We start from the raw sequence: 15,888 nt of genomic DNA on the forward strand, positions 1-15,888 counted from the left end.
GCTGCACCTGGCCTGGGCGGCGTCTACCGCACCGACGCGGCGGACCCGCTCATGGTTCCCCGAAGCAGGGTCGTCGTCGCGAAACACGGTCGGCCCGACACTCTCGGTTGCTAGTGTCACCGCCAGTACCGAGAGTCGTTCCGAGAGGATCCGCGTGACCGTACGACAGGTTGACGCCAATTCACCCGAGTACGCCTGGGTGGCATCCGTCGTCGACCGCGTGTCGGAGCTCGCCACCCGGGAGTCAGAGCGCGCCAGGAATGAGGCGCAGCTCGCGGGCCGTGAGTCGCAGGTCGTCAACCGGACCGCGCGCTGGAACAGCAAGGTCGTCGTCACCGGCAATGCCACCGAGCACGAGCAGTACACCGAGGCAGCGCGCCGGAAGGAGGCGATGCGCGGACCGAACTCCTTCTACGCGACGGAACACATCGCCCTGTCCGAGGCCCAGGTCAATACGGTTCGCGAGGCGATCGCGCGCAGCGGCCAGGTCAGCTCCGACCGGGGCGACGCCCAGGAGCGCTGGGACGCCCTGATGGCCGTGACCGGCGAGGTCGGCGTGCAGGCCACCCGGCTGACCGGCCCGCTGCCAGCGGACGCATATCGGATCGCGGGGTACGAAGGACATCTCGACAGGGGCCTCGCGCAGGTCTGGACCAGCACGAACCTCCGCGAGATCTGGAACGGCTCGGAGTCTGCCCAGCTGGTGCCGTCCGAGGGGGTCCCGATCCAGAACGCTGTCACCGAGCAGGACAACGCGGGCCGAGCGACCTATGGGCCCTGACCGCCCTGAAGCTCCAGGGCAGAGAAACCTGGCGTCCGGCGGAAGAGAGCGTGAACCAGCTGATCGAGACACCACCCGACCTGCGTTTCAGCGCGATGGTGGAATCCGTCGCAGGATCTGAGGAGGTCACCCCCGAGTTCCTCCGCGACCTCACCGCCTCGACCTTCCGCCAGGACCTCGGCGCGGCACTCAATGCAGAACCTGAAGCCGCCGGGGCCGCGGGCCACGAAGCCGTCAACAACACCGCTCGCGAGATCGACCGCGAGATCGACAGCAATGCGCCCGCACCCGAGCGTGAGGTCCCCGCCGAAACGGCGAGATTCGCCAACGACTCTGCGCTCCTCAGCGGTCGCCCCACAGCAGCAGCCCAGGGCGACCGCACCACCATGACCCAGACCCCCGCCCGCCAGGCGGACCAGCGCGAGCTCTAGGTCCGGCAGTTCAGAGGGCGGCGACGTAGACCCACTGGCCGGCTTCGCGGGTGAAGGTGCTGTTTTCGTGTTGGACGCCTGGGCCGGCGTTGGTGGTGTAGTGGGCGTTGAACTCGACGGTGCCCTCGGTGTGGAACGCGCTGCCGCCGGTGGTGTTCAGGATCTCGAGGCCGGTCCACTCGCGGTCGGGGAAGTCGAGGGACGCCGGCCGGGTGGTCAGCGACCAGGTCTGCTGCAGGTACGCCGCGTCGTGCATCACGAAAGCGGCGTACCTGGATCGCATCAGCTGTTCGGCGGTCGCGGCCGTGGTCGCGCCGCGGTGGAGTGGGCCGCAGCATGCGTCGTACGGCGCGTTCTGGCCGCAGGGACAGGTGGATGGAACTCGCATGTCGCCGATTGTTCCCGATCGGTCGACCGGCTGCGTGGTCTACTGCGTTGATGGAGCCGCCGGAATCGCCCACGCAGGCCGCGGTCTGGCGCCGGTCGATGATCCGGCCCGTGCTCGAGCGGTACGCCGCCACGGACGGAGTCGACGCGGTGATGCTGAGCGGCTCGACCGCCCGCGGCGACGCCGACCGCTGGTCCGATGTCGAGGTGGGAGTCTTCTGGCAGCGCAAGCCCACCCTCGCGGAACGGCTCGCGGCCGCCGAAGGAGCCACCGACGTACGGGCGGTGTCCGCAGCGGATGCGCCGCCGCCTTGGCTCGATCAGCTGTACCTCGGCGCTCCGCGACCGGACGGCCTGACGGTCGACGTCACGCACACGACGACGAGCACCGTCGAGCGCACCCTGGACGACGTACTCGTCTCCTGCCGGCCCGACGAGTCAGCGTTCGACCTGCTGCAAGGAATCGTCGACGCAGGCGAGGCACTCGGCCCGCGCGCCGAACTCGTCGCGCGCTGGCAGGAACGCGCGGCGAACTATCCGCGCGAGCTCGCCACAGCCGTCATCCGCTGGAACGGGAACATCGAGAAGTTCTGGCGCTGGCAGATGCTGGCCGAGCGGGACAACCCGCTGCTCCTCGCCCGCGAGTTCCTGCGCGTCGCCACGCAAGTGCTCAACGTCCTGCACGCTCTCAACGGCCGGTACTGCGGCCACGTGCTCTCGTTCAAACGCCTCGACACCATCGAACGCACACTCCCGCTCGCTCCAGCGTCGCTCGCGAGCCGCACCCGCGCGGTCTTCACCGAGCCGCCGGTCGAGGCCGCGGAAACCCTCCGCACGCTCGTTGAGCAAACGTTCGACCTGGTCGAGGTCCACGTCCCCGAAATCGACGTCAATCGTTTGCGCACGACGTTCCGAAGCGATCGCAAACCCCTCGACTCATCGCACTGACAGCGACGGCGCCCGCACCGGCAGACTCGCCACCTCGGCCCGCAGTACGTCGTACTCCGCGGCACTGAGCGTCTCCGACAACCGCACGCTCACCCGCCCACCCTTGCGCCCCCAGGCGCCGACGATCCGACCGTCGACCAGCACCCCGTTCGGATGGAACGTGTCGGCCGCCGGCGTCAGCGCCCGCAGCCCCGGCGCGATGAACCGCCCGTCCCGATCCCGCCCGAACAGCCGCAGATCCGGCGCCACCAGCAGCCGAACCCCACGCGGCTCCCGCACCAAGCGCAAGCACTCCTCATCCGCGCGAAGCATCCACCCGGGCACACCGTCGAAGTCCACCTCGACCAGCTCGTCAGCTACCGACGACCAGACCGCCCGCGCGTCGTCCGGCGACAACCCGGACCACCAGGAAAACGTTTTTGGGGTCGTCGGCCCGAAGCAGTGCACATGCCGCCGGCACAATTCCGCCCGCGCCTCGGCCAGGTCGAGGTCCGGCCGCGGCACCTCGTGCACCCACAACGAGGTGGTGTCCCAACGCACAGCGATCCGCCCACTGACGCATGCCGCTCGCAGCCCGTGGATCCCCGCCCCGCGCCTCTCCTGCCCACCGAGGAACTCACAAACGTCATCGGCGAGTACGTCGATCTGCCGCGAATCCAGCGGCATCCGTCCCAGCGTGAACACCCCGAAGTCCCGCGCGGGCAACACGTACACCGCCGCCCGCGGACTGTACGTCTGGATCAACGACGGATGCTCCCAGTCCGACGGCGCGCAGCCGGCCATCCGAGCATGCAGCCCGAGCAGTGCGTCCCGAGGGGCGGTGTCCTGCAACCCGACGTACGCCGCCTGTTCGTGGGAACCCGGTGGTAGCCGGTCGACGAGGCGATTCACGTGCAGCCGGTAGGCGACGGCCTGCTCCCGCGTGACGATCAGCATGGAGTCGACCGTACGGGGAAAAGACGCCACCCGATGGCTTAGTTTCGTCGGGCGGTAGCGAGCCAGGCGGGCGCTCCGTTGGCGTGGATCCGGGTCTCGAGCCGGCGTGGTTCGACCGCGAGGAGCGTCCAGCCGGAGCCGGTACCGAACGACGTCCGCAGCAGCTCCTCACTGACCGGATGCGGAACGCCCTCGGGGTCCTCGTCGCCGAAGCACAGCACGTAGAGCATCGCGCCGTGCTCGGCCACCGACGCCAGACTCGCCACGTAGCGATCGCGTTCGGCCGCGTCGAACGTGTGGAACAGGCCGCAGTCGAGAATCGTGTCGAACCGCCGGCCCAGCTCCTCGAGATGCAACGCGTCAGCGGTCGCGAACTCGGCCTTCAGCCCCCGCTCGACGGCCTTCTCCCGCGCCCGAGCGAGCGCCGTCTCGGCGAGGTCGACCCCGAAGACCGGTACGCCGTACGACGCGATGTGCAGCGCGTTGTCGCCGCTGCCGCACCCCGCGTCCAGAACCCACCCGGTGAAGGCACCCGCCGCCGCGAGCTCGACGACGACCGGTTGCGGCCCGCCGAACTCCCACGGCGCGAGCCCGTCCTGGTACGACGCGTCCCACGAGCGGCCCGCCATCCGCTCATGACTCGTAGGTTGTCTCGTGCGATACGGATCCCCAGCCATCGACGTACGCCTCCCGAGTCCGATGGAGTGCCTCCATCGTCACCCCAACCCCACCACCCTGGCTACGCCCGAGGGGCGCCGGCTGGAGGGGCTCAGCGGTTCGTGATCATCAGGGCGGTGCCGAGGGCGAATGTCAGTACGCCGAGGACTCCAGCGATCGAGGCGAGTCGGCTCGCTGTGCGGGGAGGACGCGGGGCAGTTGGCGGGTGGACCTTCCAGACCGGGTCGTTCGGCGCCTGCGTGTGGTCCGGCCAGAGGTGTTGCCCGGCCTCGCCCAGGTGCGGGGTCGCGTTGCGGTCCATAGGAACTCCGTACTCGGATTGGTCTTCCACTGCGCTGACGCGGCAGCCCCGCGGCCGGTTCCCTAGTCGTCCTGATGCAGCGGGAACGCCCGGATGATCACCGCGGTCGGCGTTCCGGACGTGGGCTCGGAGCCGACGAAGTCCCGCAGTACGCGATGCAGCCGGGCCCGCAGCTCGGCCAGCTCGCCGTCCGCCAGCGTGACGACCTCACTGAACGCGAAGTCCTCGTCGTCGGAGGTCTTCGCGGCCAGCCAGCTCGCGTACGCCGTGTCCTCGAGCTCCCGGTTCAGCGTCGCCTGCTCGACCCGCAGCCGCCGCCACGGCTTCACCCGCCCGACCGCGCCCGGCACCGCCTCGATCACGCCGAGCGCCTCCAGCCGCCGCAGGTGGAACGAGCACGACCCGGTGCTCTCCCCGAGCTCCCGCGCCCCGACCGTGGACGTCGTCGTACCGTCCCGGTCGATCAGCTCCAGAAGCGCTGCACGGAGCGGGTGTGCGCGGACGACGTCACGGCGGTTCGGCGTACTGCGGTGCTCGGCCATAGAGCGCATCCTAATGCCGAGCTTTGCAAAGCGTGGACTTTGCAGAGTACGGTCTTTGCATGCCGACGTACATCCTGGGCCGCCCGAGCCGCCGTCTGCCCGAGCTCACGGACGAGGTACGCCGCGGCTGCCCGCTGCGCATCACGGAGTACGGCGAACCGATCCTGCACCGCGGTTGCCGGCCGGTCACCGAGTTCGGCACCGCGCGGTGGGGGCGGTTGATCGACGACATGTTCACCACGATGTGGATCGCGGAGGGCTGCGGGCTCGCCGCGAACCAGGTCGACGTCGACGCCCAGCTGTTCGTCTACGACCTCACCGACGAGTCCGGCGACCGCCACGTCGGCCACGCGTTCAACCCGCGGATCGAAACCATGTCGGCGCTCTTCGGCACCCAGTCCGGCACCGAAGGCTGCCTCTCGGTCCCCGGCGCCAACGCACTGCTCCCCCGCCCCGCCCGCGCGACACTGCACGCGTACGACGTCGACGGCCGCCCGTTCACGCTGGAGGCATCCGGGTACTTCGCCCGCTGCCTGATCCACGAAACCCAGCACCTGTCCGGGACCGTCTACGTCGACCACCTCACGCCGGCCGCCCGCACCCGCGCGTTGGCCGACTCGAACGCCTCCCGCGATTCGGTCCTCGCGCAGCGTTCAGCCCGCCAGCACCAGCTCACCGAGGCGTGACCGGCACACTCACTTCACGCCGCAAACCTTCGAGTACGTCGAGCTCGCGGTCGATCTCCCGCCGCTTCGCCTCGAGCCGCTGAACCTCCTGCGCGAGCAACACCTCCAGTACGCCGGTGCGCTCCTCGGGCGGCGACTCCAGGCACGGCAGCAGGTCGCCGATCGTGACGCTGCACAGCCCCGCCGCCAACAGGTGCTGGATCATCACGACCCGCTCGACCATCGACGCGTCGAAAACGCGCCACCCGCCAGGCGTGCGGCTCGAGCGGATGAGTCCCTGCTCCTCGTAGTACCGCAAGGAACGCGTGCTCACGCCACTCGCCCGCGCGAGCTCTCCGATCCGCATGACGTGTCCTCCCGAGTCGGCTCCCAGTCTTGCATCTGACACCAGTGTGAAGTTTCACCCTGGGGAGACGCTCCCCGGAAGGAATCTCATGCACTGGCTGTACCTCGGCATCGCCGTCGCGTTCGAGATCGCCGTCGCGATCTCCGCCGGCAAGGCCCAAGGCTTCACCCACCGCGGCTGGACCGCCGCGACCCTCGCCACCGGCGGCCTCGGCACGTACTTCCTCAGCCGCGCCCTCCTCACCTTCGACGTCGGCGTCGGCTACGCCCTCTGGACCGCACTCGCCGGCGTCGGCATCACCCTCCTCAGCGCCCTCCTCTTCGGCCAACGCCTCACCTTGCACAAAGCCATCGCCATAGCTCTGGTCATCACCGGCGTCGTAGGCCTCCAACTCACCTAACCATCGCTAACCACAAAGGACTTCCCCTCATGCCAACCACACCGCAGTCGGCCTCCGTGCCGCAGTCGGCCCGCACCGCTTGGCTGACCTTGCTCCTCGCCGGCACCTTCGAGATCGGCTACGCCCTCTCCGTCGGCGGCAGTCACGCCTTCACCGTCTGGCCATGGTCCGTCGCAGCCGCCGTCTTCTTCCTCCTCACCCTGTGGGCCCTCAGCCGCGCCCTCCGAACCATCGAAGTCAGCATCGGCTACGCCACCTGGGCAGGCATCGGCGCCGCCGGCACCGCCGCCCTCGGCCCCCTCTTCTTCAACGAATCCCTAACCCCCAGCAAAGCCCTCTGGTTAGCCGTAACCATCGCCGGCGTCATCTACCTAAAACTCGCCGACCGCCCCTAACCAAAGCCCCGGCCGCCCACCCAGTTCTGTGGAACTTAATTCCCACCAGACGGCCAAAAGGTTCCACAAACCGCCGAGCTTCGATGCGCCTACGATGCAACACATCGCCGTACCAGCCCTTCGTGGAGCCGACGCCGACCGAGTCGCAGCCAGTCGACAGGAGACGACCGTTGCCCAAACTCCCGCGCACAACGCACCCGTCGGTGGCGCGCCATGGATGACGAACAAGCCGTCGCCGCTGTCCTCGTGCAGATCCAACTCAACCGCTTCCGAGAGCTCTGCAAGGTGGACGGTCCGATCGAGCCACGATTCGACGGCGCCACGAAGCACGTTCTCCTCGCAGACAACCGCGCCTTCCTGTTCCCCCGCAACCACACGATCGTCGGGCAACTCGAGCGCGAATGCGCCGTCTACGCGACCATCGACCACCCAACAGTCCCCAAACTCCTCGGCCGCTGGCACGAGCCGGCAATCTCGCCGTACCCCTTCTTCGCCGTCACTCGACTCTCGGGCTCCATCCCCAACAACCTGTCACTCGACCATCTGCAGGCTCTGGCGGAACAGCTAGGCACAGCAATCGCCGCGTGCCACGACGTCAGTCTCGACCGAGTCCCGCGCCCCCTCTGGGCGAACCCCTGGACGGAACCGCCCACGGCGCCCCCGACCGCGGCCGACTGCTACACCCCGCTCCGCGAACTCGGCGGCCCCGAACAACTCACCAAGTCAGTCGCTGCGTCCATCAGCCCGGCAGCACGTACGACGCTCCTCGATGCCCTCGAAGCCGTCGACGCGATGGACCCGGTCCTTGCCCACGGCGACCTCTACGAGAACCATCTCTTTCTCGACGATTCCGGGACGTTGACCGGGATTCTCGACTGGGGGTTCGGAGGCGTGCTGTCTCCCCTCGTCGACTTCACCTGCAGCCAATGGGACAGCGCAAGCTGGGCCGTCGAACCCTCGTACGGCGACCTTCGCCGGCACCTCTGGACCGCGTACGCCGAACACCGATCAGCACCGCTGCCGACCTGGGACCAGGTCCACCTGGCGCTGACCACATTCGACATCGTTGCGCTGGCCCCCGAGACGGAGTCCCACTACTACTGGCAGAAAAGCCCCGAGTGGCAAGCCGCTCGCCGAGCCGCGGCGCTCCACTGCTTACAAACGCTGCTCACCTAGCCAGGCGCCGTCACCACAAACGCATCCGACCCGGGCACGCATGATCAGCGTGCCCGGGAAGGTGTGTGCCCTCAGCAGATATCGAGGCGATTGAAGTCGATCGTCCCGGAGTCCGCTACCAGGGTGATCCTGTTGTTCGCCGGGATATAGACGTACTTATGGGGTCCCCAGAAATGGACCTGTTTGTTGTTGGTCTGATGATTCAGAACCGCGAGCGCGTTGATGAAGTTGGACAGCGACCGCGTATCGCACTTGAACAGGTGGAAAACGCTGTGCCTGCCGTCGCCCTGACCAACCGAAACACAGGCGATTCCCCGCGCCGCGGCGCACAGAGCCAGCGCCGTGTTCCGATCGGCACTCGACACGTTCCGCTGTACCCACTCACCTGAGAACAGCGGGTAGATCTGCGGCGTCCACGCGGTCGTCCCGACCGTACCGCTCGGTGCCGCCTGTGCCTGCGCCGGCGCCTGAACCTGCGCCGCCAACGGAACAACGAACGCCGCGGCCACCATCGCCATAACCACCGCAGCCCCGCGTTTCCTGATGCGCGTAAATCTCATGTGATCTCCCCAAGTAGTAGCGACGATGCATCCATGCCAGACACCCGCCGATCAACTCCCCAAATCACACCAAACAACGCTTTCAAACCACTTTCACCCACCCCACCCGCGACCGATCCACGCACCCCACAACGACAAGCAACGCCCCAAGGCATTGCCGCGGTCACGGTCCGCGCGTGAACCCCACGGACGGGTACTCCGCCATGCACGCCTGCACCACGCACCGGTCCGCGCCGCCGAAGGCGCGACAAGTCGAGTGCACAGCCCACGCCAATCAACGCCCGACGTACCTCACGCACCGCCGGTGTCGGCCACCTGCCCGGGTCTAGGGAAACTAATTGCCACCAGGCGGCACAAAAGTTCCCCAAACCCCACCTCGCCCACACGCGACCGCTCCACGCACCCCACGGCAACAAGCAACGCCCCGAGGCACCGCCGCAGTTATGTGACCCTCCGCTCAACACCAACACCAACGCCCACCCCGGCTGGCGGGGTGGGGTGGTGGTGGGCGGGGAGCCTGGTGGACTCCCCGCCGGCTGGGGTCAGTCCTTGATGCCGGACTGGGTGACGCCCTGGATGAGGTAGCGCTGGAGGAAGGCGAAGATGAGCACCAGCGGCAGGATCGACACCGCGACGGCCATGAACAGTTCGTGGATGTTGATGGTTTGTGCGGTGATGAACGTCGACATCGCCACCTGGATCGTCCACGACGACGAGTCCTGGCCGATCACCAGCGGCCACAGGAACGAGTTCCAGTTGCCGATGAACGTGATCGCTGCCAGCGCCGCGAAGAACGGCAGGGAGTTCGGTACGACGATCCGCCAGAACACCCCGAAATACCCGGCGCCATCCACCCGGGCTGCTTCCTCGAGCTCCCGAGGGAACCCGAGGAAGTACTGCCGGAACAGGAACGCCGCGAACCCGCTGAACAGTGTCGGGATGATCAGGCCGCGCAGCGACGAGACCCACCCGAGCGACGACACGACGATGAAGGACGGGATGAACGTCACCGCGCCCGGGATCATCAGGGTCGCGACGATCGCGTAGAAGATCTTGTCAGCGTGCTTGTACGGGATCCGGGCCAGCCCGTACCCCGCCATCGATGCCAGCAGCAACTGTCCCGCGGTGCCGAGGATCCCGACCACCGCGGAGTTGTACAACGCCCTCGCCATCGGCACCGTCGTGTCGTTGAACAGCTCGCTGATGTTGCCCCATTGCAGATGCGACGGGAACAACGTCCACGTCGGCGCGGTGATGTCGGCCTCGGTGGACAGCGCGTTCCGCACGATCAGGTAGAACGGCAGCAGGAACAGCACGACCGCGATGGTCAGCGCGATCCAGCGCAGTACCGTCCCGACCCGGCCGAGCGAGGTCTGCTGGAAACCGATCGGCTGCGGAGTGCCCGACGTACGTTCGGAGACCGCCATCAGTCGCCCGCCTTTCCGAAGCCGAAGAGCCGGCTCTGCAGCAGCGTCACGAGCATGATGATCACTGCCAGGATCAGCGCACCGGCCGATCCGTGACCGAGGTCCTGGATGGACCCGAGCGAGATGCCGTAGAGGTAGACCAGCGGGGGCCGCGCGTAGTTCACGTTGCCGACCAGGTTGTAGAACTCGTCGAACGCCTGGTACGCCGCGATCAGGTTCAGGATCAGTACCGCGACCGACGTCGCCCGCAGCTGCGGGAGCGTGATGTAGCGGAAGACCTGCCACCCGGGCTTCGCCCCGTCGACGTACGCCGCCTCGTACAGGGTCGGCGAGATCCGCTGCAGACCCGCGATGAACAGGATCATGTAGAACCCGAGCTGCAGCCACAACCGGACCGTGACGAGTGGCAGCCAGTACCACGGCGGCGAGACCGTCGAGAGCCACGCGATGTTGTCGATACCGAACCAGCCGAGCACCGTGTTCGCGAGACCGAACCGGACACCGTTGAAGATCGACAGCTTCCAGATCAGCGACGCGACGACGTACGAGCACGCGGTCGGCAGGAAGAACACCGACCGGAAGAACGCCCGCGCGATCTTCACCTGGTTGACCAGCAACGCCAGGACCAGCGAGAGCACGAAGGTCAGCGGGACGATGAACACCGCGAAGATCGTGAACGTGCCGAGGCTGGACAGGAAATTGTGGTCGGTGAGCATGTCGATGTAGTTCTGCAGCCCGACGAACTTCGACGGCGTCGCCGTGTTGTAGGCCTCGAAGAAACTGAGGACCAGGCTCCAGATGATCGGCAGGTAGGAGAACAGCAGCAGACCGACCACGAACGGCCCGACGAACACCCAGAACCACAACGTGGTGCCGGCGATCCCCTTCTGCCGCGAGGTTTTCGCCGATCGGCCCCGCCGCTCACCAGCGGTGGCGGGGCCGTCGGACGTCTTCGTCGGAGCACTCATCCGAACAACCGCGACAGTTCGTCGTTGACGGTTTTCTCGGCCTTGGCGATTTCTGCGGCGGGGTCGGCTCCCTTCTTGATGATGTTCGTCAGCATGTCGCCGAACGCCGTACCCATCTTCGGGGTCCAGGCCGGGTCGTCGGTGTGGCCGTAGTCCTGGGTCAGCTTCACAGTGTCGGCCGCCACGCCCTTCTGCAGCTTCTCCGCCTTCGCCGCGACGCTCTTCCGCGGTGGGATGTGGAAGCCGTAGCTCAGTGACCAGTCCTCCTGGTCGGCCGCCTGGTCGATCCACAGCCACTTCACGAACTTCTTCGCCGCGTCGACATTCGGGCTCTTCGCAGAGACGAACTGCGTCCAGCCGCCGGAGTACACGGCCGGCTTGTTCGACGCGTCGAGGGCCGGGAACGGGATCACGCCGAGGTCGTCGCCGAGCGCCTTCTGCATACCCGGCACCGCCCACATGCCGATCCACTGCATCGCGCACAGGCCCTGGTTGATCGCACTCGGGTCGGTCCAGTCGGTCGGCGAGCCGAGCAGAATGCTCTTGCTGGCGTAGAGCTCGTGCAGCTTGCCGAACATCTTGGCCGGGCCTTCACCGGAGAAGCCGGGCTTGTGGTCCTCGGTGAGCCGGTCGCCGCCGGCCGCCCAGAGCGCCGGGCTGCCGAGCGCGAGGCCGCCGTCGTTGCCGACGAACATGCCCTTCACCTTGTTGGTGGTGAGCTCCTTGGACGCGGCGATCAGGTCGTCGATGGTCTCCGGCGGCTTGATGCCTGCCTTGTCCAGCAGCGACTTGCGGTAGTAGATGACCTGCGGGTCGATGATCATCCGGATGCCGTAGATCTTGCCGTCCACGGTGTTCGTGGCCAGGTCGCCCGGCAGGAAGTCGTCCTTGACGTCGCCGATGATGTCGTCGAGCGCGACCACCTGGTTGCTCTTCACCATGCCGATGTTCAGCTGGCTCTCGAAGACGTCCGGGCCCTTGTTGGACAGCAGACCCGACGACAGCTTGCTGGCGTAGTCACCCGGCGTCCACTGCACCGAGACGTTCGCGTCGGTGTAGGCCTTCGCGTACTTCTGCGCGGCCTGCTGGGTCCCGGTCTCGCCGTACTGGTGGTACCACTGCGACAGGTTGACCTTCGAACCTCCGCCGCCGCCGCTGGACGACGGTCTGCCGGTATTGCCGCCGCAGGCCGCGGTCAGCGCGGCGAGCGCGGCCAGACCACCGGTCCGCTTGAGCAGATCCCGCCGGGACAATCCGGCGTTCGGAACATGAGCAGGCATGAATTCCACCTTCCCGAGAGCGACGTCGCAGGGGTACGACGCCAGGAGTTCCGAGTTACTTAACTACGTTAAGCATCTCCGATTTCGCACACGGTACAACAGGGTCCAACACAACGACAGCGTTCGACGCAAGGTCAATCGTTGTAGAAGTGCCAGAACAATGTCTCAAAAGCGCGCCCGGCGCAAGACCGGACGCGCTGTTCTTTGTTCGAATGTGTGGAGTTTGCTGGAGTTGATATCGCCTCGTGATCAGCCGAAGAGCTCGCCTGCCGCCGCCTTCGTGACCAGCAGTGCCGGCGGCTCGAAGCGGTCGCCGTACGTCGAGGCAAGCACCCGCGCGCGGTCGATGAACGCGCTCAGCCCGTAGGCGTTGACGTACTGCAACGCACCACCGTGCAGCGGTGGGAAGCCGATGCCGAAGATCGAGCCGATGTTCGCGTCCGCAACCGAGCGCAGCACGCCCTCGTCCAGGCACTTCACCGTCTCCAGCGCCATCGCGAACAGCAACCGCTCCTGCACGACGATCAGCGGTACGTCGCCCTGCTGCGCGAAGTGCTCCCAAAGACCGGGCCACAGCCGCTTCGGCCCGTCCGCCGGGTAGTCGTAGAACCCCGCGCCGGCCGCCTTCCCGCGACGGTCGAACTCGTTCACGAGACGGTCCGCGACCGCCATCCCGGGGTGCTCGTCGAACGCGCCGGCGCTCTCGCCGGCCGCGCGGGCCGCGTCCCGGATCTTCTGCGGCAGCGTCAGCGTGATCTCGTCCAGCATCGCCAGCGGCGGCGCCGGGAACCCGGCCTGGGTCGCGGCCCGTTCGATCAGCACCGGGTCGACCCCCTCGGCGACCATCGCGGCACCCTCCATCACGAGCGTGCCGAACACCCGCGACGTGAAGAACCCCCGGCTGTCGCCGACTACGATCGGCGTCTTCTTGATCTGCCGTACGACGTCGTACGCGCGGGCGATCGCCCGGTCGTCGGTCTGCTCGCCGACGATCAGCTCGACCAGCGGCATCCGGTCCACCGGCGAGAAGAAGTGCATGCCGATGAAGTCGTCCGGCCGGTCGATGCCCTCGGCGAGGGTGCTGATCGGCAACGTGGAGGTGTTCGAGCAGAGCAGCGCGTCCGGTTCGACCACGGCGGCGATCTCGGCGAAGACCTTCTGCTTCAGCCCGACGTCCTCGAAGACGGCCTCGATCACCAGATCACAGCCGGCGAGGTCGTTCGGGTCGCTGGTCGGCGTAATCCTGCTGAGGAACGTCTCGACGTCGGCAGGCGTACTCCGGCCTTTCGCGACCTGCTTCGCCAGCAGCTTCTCGGAGTATTCCTTTCCGCGCGCAGCTGCCTCTAAGGAAACATCTTTGAGCACAACCTCGAGACCGGCCTTCGCACACACATACGCGATGCCCGCGCCCATCATCCCGGCCCCGAGCACGCCCACCTTGCGAGCGCGCCAGGACGGTACGTCGGCCGGCCGCGAACCGCCCGCGTTGATCGCCTGCAGGTCGAAGAAGAACGCCTGGATCATGTTCTTCGCGATCTGGCCGGTGGCGAGCGAGACGAAGTACCGCGACTCGATCCGGGACGCCGTCTCGAAGTCGACCTGACTGCCCTCGACCGCGGCGCTCATGATCGCCCGCGGCGCCGGGTACGGCGCGCCCTTCAGCTGCTTGCGCAGGTTCGCCGGGAAGGCCGGCAGGAACGCGGCCAGCTTCGGCGAGGACGGCGTACCGCCGGGGATCTTGTACCCGTCCCGGTCCCACGGCTGCTTGGCGTCGCCGTCGTACGTCGTGATCCAGCGCCGGGCCGCATCGAGGAGTTGGTCGGCAGCGACGACCTCGTCGACGATTCCGACCGACACCGCGTGCGCAGGCTTCATCCGCCGGCCCTGGAGCAGCACCTTCATCAGCGCGTCCTGCAGGCCGAGCATGCGCACCGTGCGGGTCACTCCCCCACCGCCGGGCAGCAGGCCGAGCGTCACCTCCGGGACGCCGAGCTCGATCCGGTTGTCGTCGGCAACGATCCGGTGGTGACAGGCGAGCGCGATCTCCAGTCCACCGCCGAGCGCAGACCCGTTGATCGCGGCCACGACCGGCACGCCCAGGGTCTCCAGAGCGCGCAGCTGACGCTTAACCTCCTCGATGGTCTCGAACACCTGCGCCGCGTCCGAGGGCTGGATCTGCGACAGCTGCTGCAGGTTCCCGCCGGCGAAGAACGTCGACTTCGCGGACGTCACGATCACGCCCTTGATCAAGGCCTTCTCGGCGACCAGGCGCTCGACGGTCCGGCCCATCGCCTCGACGTACGCGTCGTTCATGGTGTTCGCGGACGCGGACGGGTCGTTCAGCGTCAGGGTGACGACTCCGGCGTCGTTCTGCCACTCGATCATGCTCGTCATGCCGAAAGCCTCTCGATGATCGTCGCGACGCCCATCCCGCCGCCGACGCACAGGGTGGCCAGTCCGTAGCGGAGCTCGCGTCGCTCCAGCTCGTCCAGCAGGGTTCCGATCAGCATCGCGCCGGTCGCCCCGAGCGGGTGGCCGAGCGCGATCGCGCCGCCGTTCACGTTCACCTTCTCGTGCGGTACTCCGAGATCCTTCATGAAGTGCATGACCGCGGCCGCGAACGCCTCGTTCATCTCGAACAGGTCGATGTCGTCGGCCTCGAGCCCAGCCTTGGCCAGCGCCTTCCGGGCGGCCGGCGCCGGGCCGGTCAGCATGATCGTCGGGTCGGCGCCGCTGACACCGACGGAGATCACCCGGCCGCGCGGCGCCTGACCGAGCGCCTCGCCGGCCTTCTCGTTGCCGATAGCAACCAGGGCGGCGCCGTCGACGATGCCCGACGAGTTGCCCGCGTGGTGCACGTGCTCGATCCGCTCGATCGTCAGGTACTTCTCCAGGGCGACCGAGTCGAACCCACCGTGCTCCCCGATCGCGGCGAACGACAGCGGCAGCCCGGACAGCGTCTCCACCGACGTCCCGGGGCGCACCAACTGGTCGTGGTCCAGGATCCGCAATCCGTTGCGATCGACCACCGGTACGACGGAACGCGCGAAGTACCCGTTCGCCCAGGCCTTCGCCGCCCGGGCGTGCGACTCGGCGGCGTACGCGTCGACGTCGGTCCGGGAGAAGCCGTCGATCGTGGCGATCAGGTCGGCACTGATGCCCTGCGGGATGAAGCCGGTCTGCAGCGCGGTCTCCGGATCCATCGCCCAGGCGCCGCCGTCGGACCCCATCTTCACCCGGGACATCGACTCGACGCCGCCGGCCAGGATGAAGTCCTCCCAGCCGGACCGGACCCGCTGCGCCGCCTGGTTGACCGCTTCCAGGCCCGACGCGCAGAAGCGGTTGAGCTGCACCCCTCCGGTCGTCTCGGGGTAGCCGGCCACCAGGACGGCGGTCCGCGCGATGTCCATGCCCTGGTCGCCGATCGGGGTCACCACGCCGAGAACGACGTCGTCGATGGTCGCCGGATCCAGGCCGGGATGGCGGGTGCGCAGCTCCCGCAGCAGGCCGGTGATCAGCTGGATCGGCTTGACCTCGTGCAGCGCGCCGGCCGGCTTGCCCTTGCCCCGCGGTGTGCGAATCGCGTCGTACAGGAAGGCTTCGCTGGTCATGCGCTCGATTGTGACAGTACTGCTGTCACAATCGT

The 15,888-nt window shown here is 67.6% G+C and carries 19 protein-coding genes; 7 read left to right on the forward strand and 12 right to left on the reverse strand.

All coding sequences use genetic code 11. From position 1 onward, the window contains the following. Positions 1 to 154 precede the first annotated feature (154 nt). Positions 155 to 781, forward strand: coding sequence for a hypothetical protein (locus tag AC0662_RS09760; protein WP_452204455.1), 627 nt, complete (start codon positions 155 to 157; stop codon positions 779 to 781). 50 nt (positions 782 to 831) lie between these two features. After that, complete coding sequence (locus AC0662_RS09765) at positions 832 to 1,212, forward strand: hypothetical protein (protein WP_452204454.1); 381 nt, start codon at positions 832 to 834, stop codon at positions 1,210 to 1,212. 10 nt (positions 1,213 to 1,222) lie between these two features. Here the strand turns inward: AC0662_RS09765 and AC0662_RS09770 are convergent, their stop codons facing one another. Further along, on the reverse strand, positions 1,223 to 1,600 hold the full coding sequence (locus tag AC0662_RS09770; RefSeq protein ID WP_452204453.1) for a YchJ family protein: 378 nt from the start codon (positions 1,598 to 1,600) through the stop codon (positions 1,223 to 1,225). Between the two features lie 50 nt (positions 1,601 to 1,650). Here AC0662_RS09770 and AC0662_RS09775 point away from each other — a divergent pair, with 50 nt between their 5' ends. Next, a complete protein-coding gene (locus AC0662_RS09775; protein ID WP_478299702.1) occupies positions 1,651 to 2,547 on the forward strand; it encodes a hypothetical protein in 897 nt (298 codons plus the stop codon). On the opposite strand, the gene AC0662_RS09780 is transcribed toward AC0662_RS09775, so the two are convergent. From AC0662_RS09780 to AC0662_RS09795, 4 genes are all read right to left on the reverse strand, one after another. After that, positions 2,536 to 3,483, reverse strand: a complete 948-nt coding sequence (locus AC0662_RS09780) for a DNA glycosylase AlkZ-like family protein (protein ID WP_478299704.1) — start codon at positions 3,481 to 3,483, stop codon at positions 2,536 to 2,538. The two genes, AC0662_RS09775 and AC0662_RS09780, sit on opposite strands and share 12 nt — an antisense overlap. 38 nt (positions 3,484 to 3,521) lie before the next feature. Next, positions 3,522 to 4,112: a class I SAM-dependent methyltransferase gene (locus AC0662_RS09785; protein WP_478299706.1), complete on the reverse strand. Its 591-nt coding sequence runs from the start codon at positions 4,110 to 4,112 to the stop codon at positions 3,522 to 3,524. A gap of 140 nt (positions 4,113 to 4,252) precedes the next feature. After that, positions 4,253 to 4,462: a hypothetical protein gene (locus tag AC0662_RS09790; RefSeq protein WP_452204449.1), complete on the reverse strand. Its 210-nt coding sequence runs from the start codon at positions 4,460 to 4,462 to the stop codon at positions 4,253 to 4,255. Positions 4,463 to 4,524: 62 nt separating this feature from the next. Then, entirely contained in the window at positions 4,525 to 5,004 is a 480-nt protein-coding gene (locus AC0662_RS09795; protein ID WP_478299708.1) for a winged helix-turn-helix domain-containing protein, read from the reverse strand. Positions 5,005 to 5,063: 59 nt separating this feature from the next. Here AC0662_RS09795 and def point away from each other — a divergent pair, with 59 nt between their 5' ends. Further along, positions 5,064 to 5,690, forward strand: a complete 627-nt coding sequence (gene def, locus AC0662_RS09800) for a peptide deformylase (RefSeq protein WP_478299710.1) — start codon at positions 5,064 to 5,066, stop codon at positions 5,688 to 5,690. Here the strand turns inward: def and AC0662_RS09805 are convergent. Beyond that, positions 5,677 to 6,036, reverse strand: a complete 360-nt coding sequence (locus AC0662_RS09805; RefSeq protein WP_452204446.1) for a MerR family transcriptional regulator — start codon at positions 6,034 to 6,036, stop codon at positions 5,677 to 5,679. The two genes, def and AC0662_RS09805, sit on opposite strands and share 14 nt — an antisense overlap. 88 nt (positions 6,037 to 6,124) lie before the next feature. On the opposite strand from AC0662_RS09805, the gene AC0662_RS09810 reads away from it, so the two are divergent. The 3 genes from AC0662_RS09810 to AC0662_RS09820 all read left to right on the forward strand — a co-directional run bounded on the left by AC0662_RS09810 (position 6,125) and on the right by AC0662_RS09820 (position 8,007). Then, positions 6,125 to 6,436 carry a DMT family transporter gene (locus AC0662_RS09810; RefSeq protein WP_478299712.1) on the forward strand — a complete coding sequence of 104 codons (312 nt, stop codon included), beginning with the start codon at positions 6,125 to 6,127 and terminating at the stop codon, positions 6,434 to 6,436. Between the two features lie 29 nt (positions 6,437 to 6,465). After that, complete coding sequence (locus tag AC0662_RS09815) at positions 6,466 to 6,831, forward strand: DMT family transporter (RefSeq protein ID WP_452204444.1); 366 nt, start codon at positions 6,466 to 6,468, stop codon at positions 6,829 to 6,831. Positions 6,832 to 7,044: 213 nt separating this feature from the next. Continuing rightward, positions 7,045 to 8,007 (forward strand): phosphotransferase family protein, encoded by a 963-nt coding sequence (locus AC0662_RS09820; protein ID WP_478299714.1) that lies wholly within the window; start codon positions 7,045 to 7,047, stop codon positions 8,005 to 8,007. Between the two features lie 71 nt (positions 8,008 to 8,078). Here the strand turns inward: AC0662_RS09820 and AC0662_RS09825 are convergent, their stop codons facing one another. From AC0662_RS09825 to AC0662_RS09850, 6 genes are all read right to left on the reverse strand, one after another. After that, the gene (locus tag AC0662_RS09825; RefSeq protein WP_452204442.1) at positions 8,079 to 8,567 is read right to left on the reverse strand and encodes a hypothetical protein; all 489 of its coding nucleotides are present in this window, start codon (positions 8,565 to 8,567) and stop codon (positions 8,079 to 8,081) included. A gap of 542 nt (positions 8,568 to 9,109) precedes the next feature. Next, positions 9,110 to 9,994: a carbohydrate ABC transporter permease gene (locus AC0662_RS09830; RefSeq protein ID WP_452204441.1), complete on the reverse strand. Its 885-nt coding sequence runs from the start codon at positions 9,992 to 9,994 to the stop codon at positions 9,110 to 9,112. Beyond that, a complete protein-coding gene (locus tag AC0662_RS09835) occupies positions 9,994 to 10,962 on the reverse strand; it encodes a carbohydrate ABC transporter permease (RefSeq protein WP_452204440.1) in 969 nt (322 codons plus the stop codon). The genes AC0662_RS09830 and AC0662_RS09835 overlap by 1 nt, the downstream gene beginning before the upstream one ends. Beyond that, positions 10,959 to 12,242: an ABC transporter substrate-binding protein gene (locus tag AC0662_RS09840; protein ID WP_478299717.1), complete on the reverse strand. Its 1,284-nt coding sequence runs from the start codon at positions 12,240 to 12,242 to the stop codon at positions 10,959 to 10,961. The genes AC0662_RS09835 and AC0662_RS09840 overlap by 4 nt, the downstream gene beginning before the upstream one ends. 249 nt (positions 12,243 to 12,491) lie before the next feature. After that, positions 12,492 to 14,627, reverse strand: a complete 2,136-nt coding sequence (locus tag AC0662_RS09845; RefSeq protein ID WP_478300211.1) for a 3-hydroxyacyl-CoA dehydrogenase NAD-binding domain-containing protein — start codon at positions 14,625 to 14,627, stop codon at positions 12,492 to 12,494. A 5-nt stretch (positions 14,628 to 14,632) separates the two neighbouring features. After that, entirely contained in the window at positions 14,633 to 15,853 is a 1,221-nt protein-coding gene (locus AC0662_RS09850) for an acetyl-CoA C-acetyltransferase (RefSeq protein WP_478299719.1), read from the reverse strand. Positions 15,854 to 15,888: the final 35 nt, after the last annotated feature.

Source organism: Kribbella sp. NPDC043289 (genome assembly GCF_056436705.1).

Excerpts from the sequence above, each read along its gene's own strand:
- AC0662_RS09770 (WP_452204453.1), bottom strand. The coding sequence starts at position 1,600 with ATGCGAGTTCCATCCACCTGTCCCTGCGGCCAGAACGCGCCGTACGAC.
- AC0662_RS09775 (WP_478299702.1), top strand. The coding sequence starts at position 1,651 with ATGGAGCCGCCGGAATCGCCCACGCAGGCCGCGGTCTGGCGCCGGTCG.
- AC0662_RS09780 (WP_478299704.1), bottom strand. The coding sequence starts at position 3,483 with ATGCTGATCGTCACGCGGGAGCAGGCCGTCGCCTACCGGCTGCACGTG.
- AC0662_RS09785 (WP_478299706.1), bottom strand. The coding sequence starts at position 4,112 with ATGGCGGGCCGCTCGTGGGACGCGTCGTACCAGGACGGGCTCGCGCCG.
- AC0662_RS09790 (WP_452204449.1), bottom strand. The coding sequence starts at position 4,462 with ATGGACCGCAACGCGACCCCGCACCTGGGCGAGGCCGGGCAACACCTC.
- AC0662_RS09795 (WP_478299708.1), bottom strand. The coding sequence starts at position 5,004 with ATGGCCGAGCACCGCAGTACGCCGAACCGCCGTGACGTCGTCCGCGCA.
- def (WP_478299710.1), top strand. The coding sequence starts at position 5,064 with ATGCCGACGTACATCCTGGGCCGCCCGAGCCGCCGTCTGCCCGAGCTC.
- AC0662_RS09805 (WP_452204446.1), bottom strand. The coding sequence starts at position 6,036 with ATGCGGATCGGAGAGCTCGCGCGGGCGAGTGGCGTGAGCACGCGTTCC.
- AC0662_RS09810 (WP_478299712.1), top strand. The coding sequence starts at position 6,125 with ATGCACTGGCTGTACCTCGGCATCGCCGTCGCGTTCGAGATCGCCGTC.
- AC0662_RS09815 (WP_452204444.1), top strand. The coding sequence starts at position 6,466 with ATGCCAACCACACCGCAGTCGGCCTCCGTGCCGCAGTCGGCCCGCACC.
- AC0662_RS09820 (WP_478299714.1), top strand. The coding sequence starts at position 7,045 with ATGGATGACGAACAAGCCGTCGCCGCTGTCCTCGTGCAGATCCAACTC.
- AC0662_RS09825 (WP_452204442.1), bottom strand. The coding sequence starts at position 8,567 with ATGAGATTTACGCGCATCAGGAAACGCGGGGCTGCGGTGGTTATGGCG.
- AC0662_RS09830 (WP_452204441.1), bottom strand. The coding sequence starts at position 9,994 with ATGGCGGTCTCCGAACGTACGTCGGGCACTCCGCAGCCGATCGGTTTC.
- AC0662_RS09835 (WP_452204440.1), bottom strand. The coding sequence starts at position 10,962 with ATGAGTGCTCCGACGAAGACGTCCGACGGCCCCGCCACCGCTGGTGAG.
- AC0662_RS09840 (WP_478299717.1), bottom strand. The coding sequence starts at position 12,242 with ATGCCTGCTCATGTTCCGAACGCCGGATTGTCCCGGCGGGATCTGCTC.
- AC0662_RS09845 (WP_478300211.1), bottom strand. The coding sequence starts at position 14,627 with ATGATCGAGTGGCAGAACGACGCCGGAGTCGTCACCCTGACGCTGAAC.
- AC0662_RS09850 (WP_478299719.1), bottom strand. The coding sequence starts at position 15,853 with ATGACCAGCGAAGCCTTCCTGTACGACGCGATTCGCACACCGCGGGGC.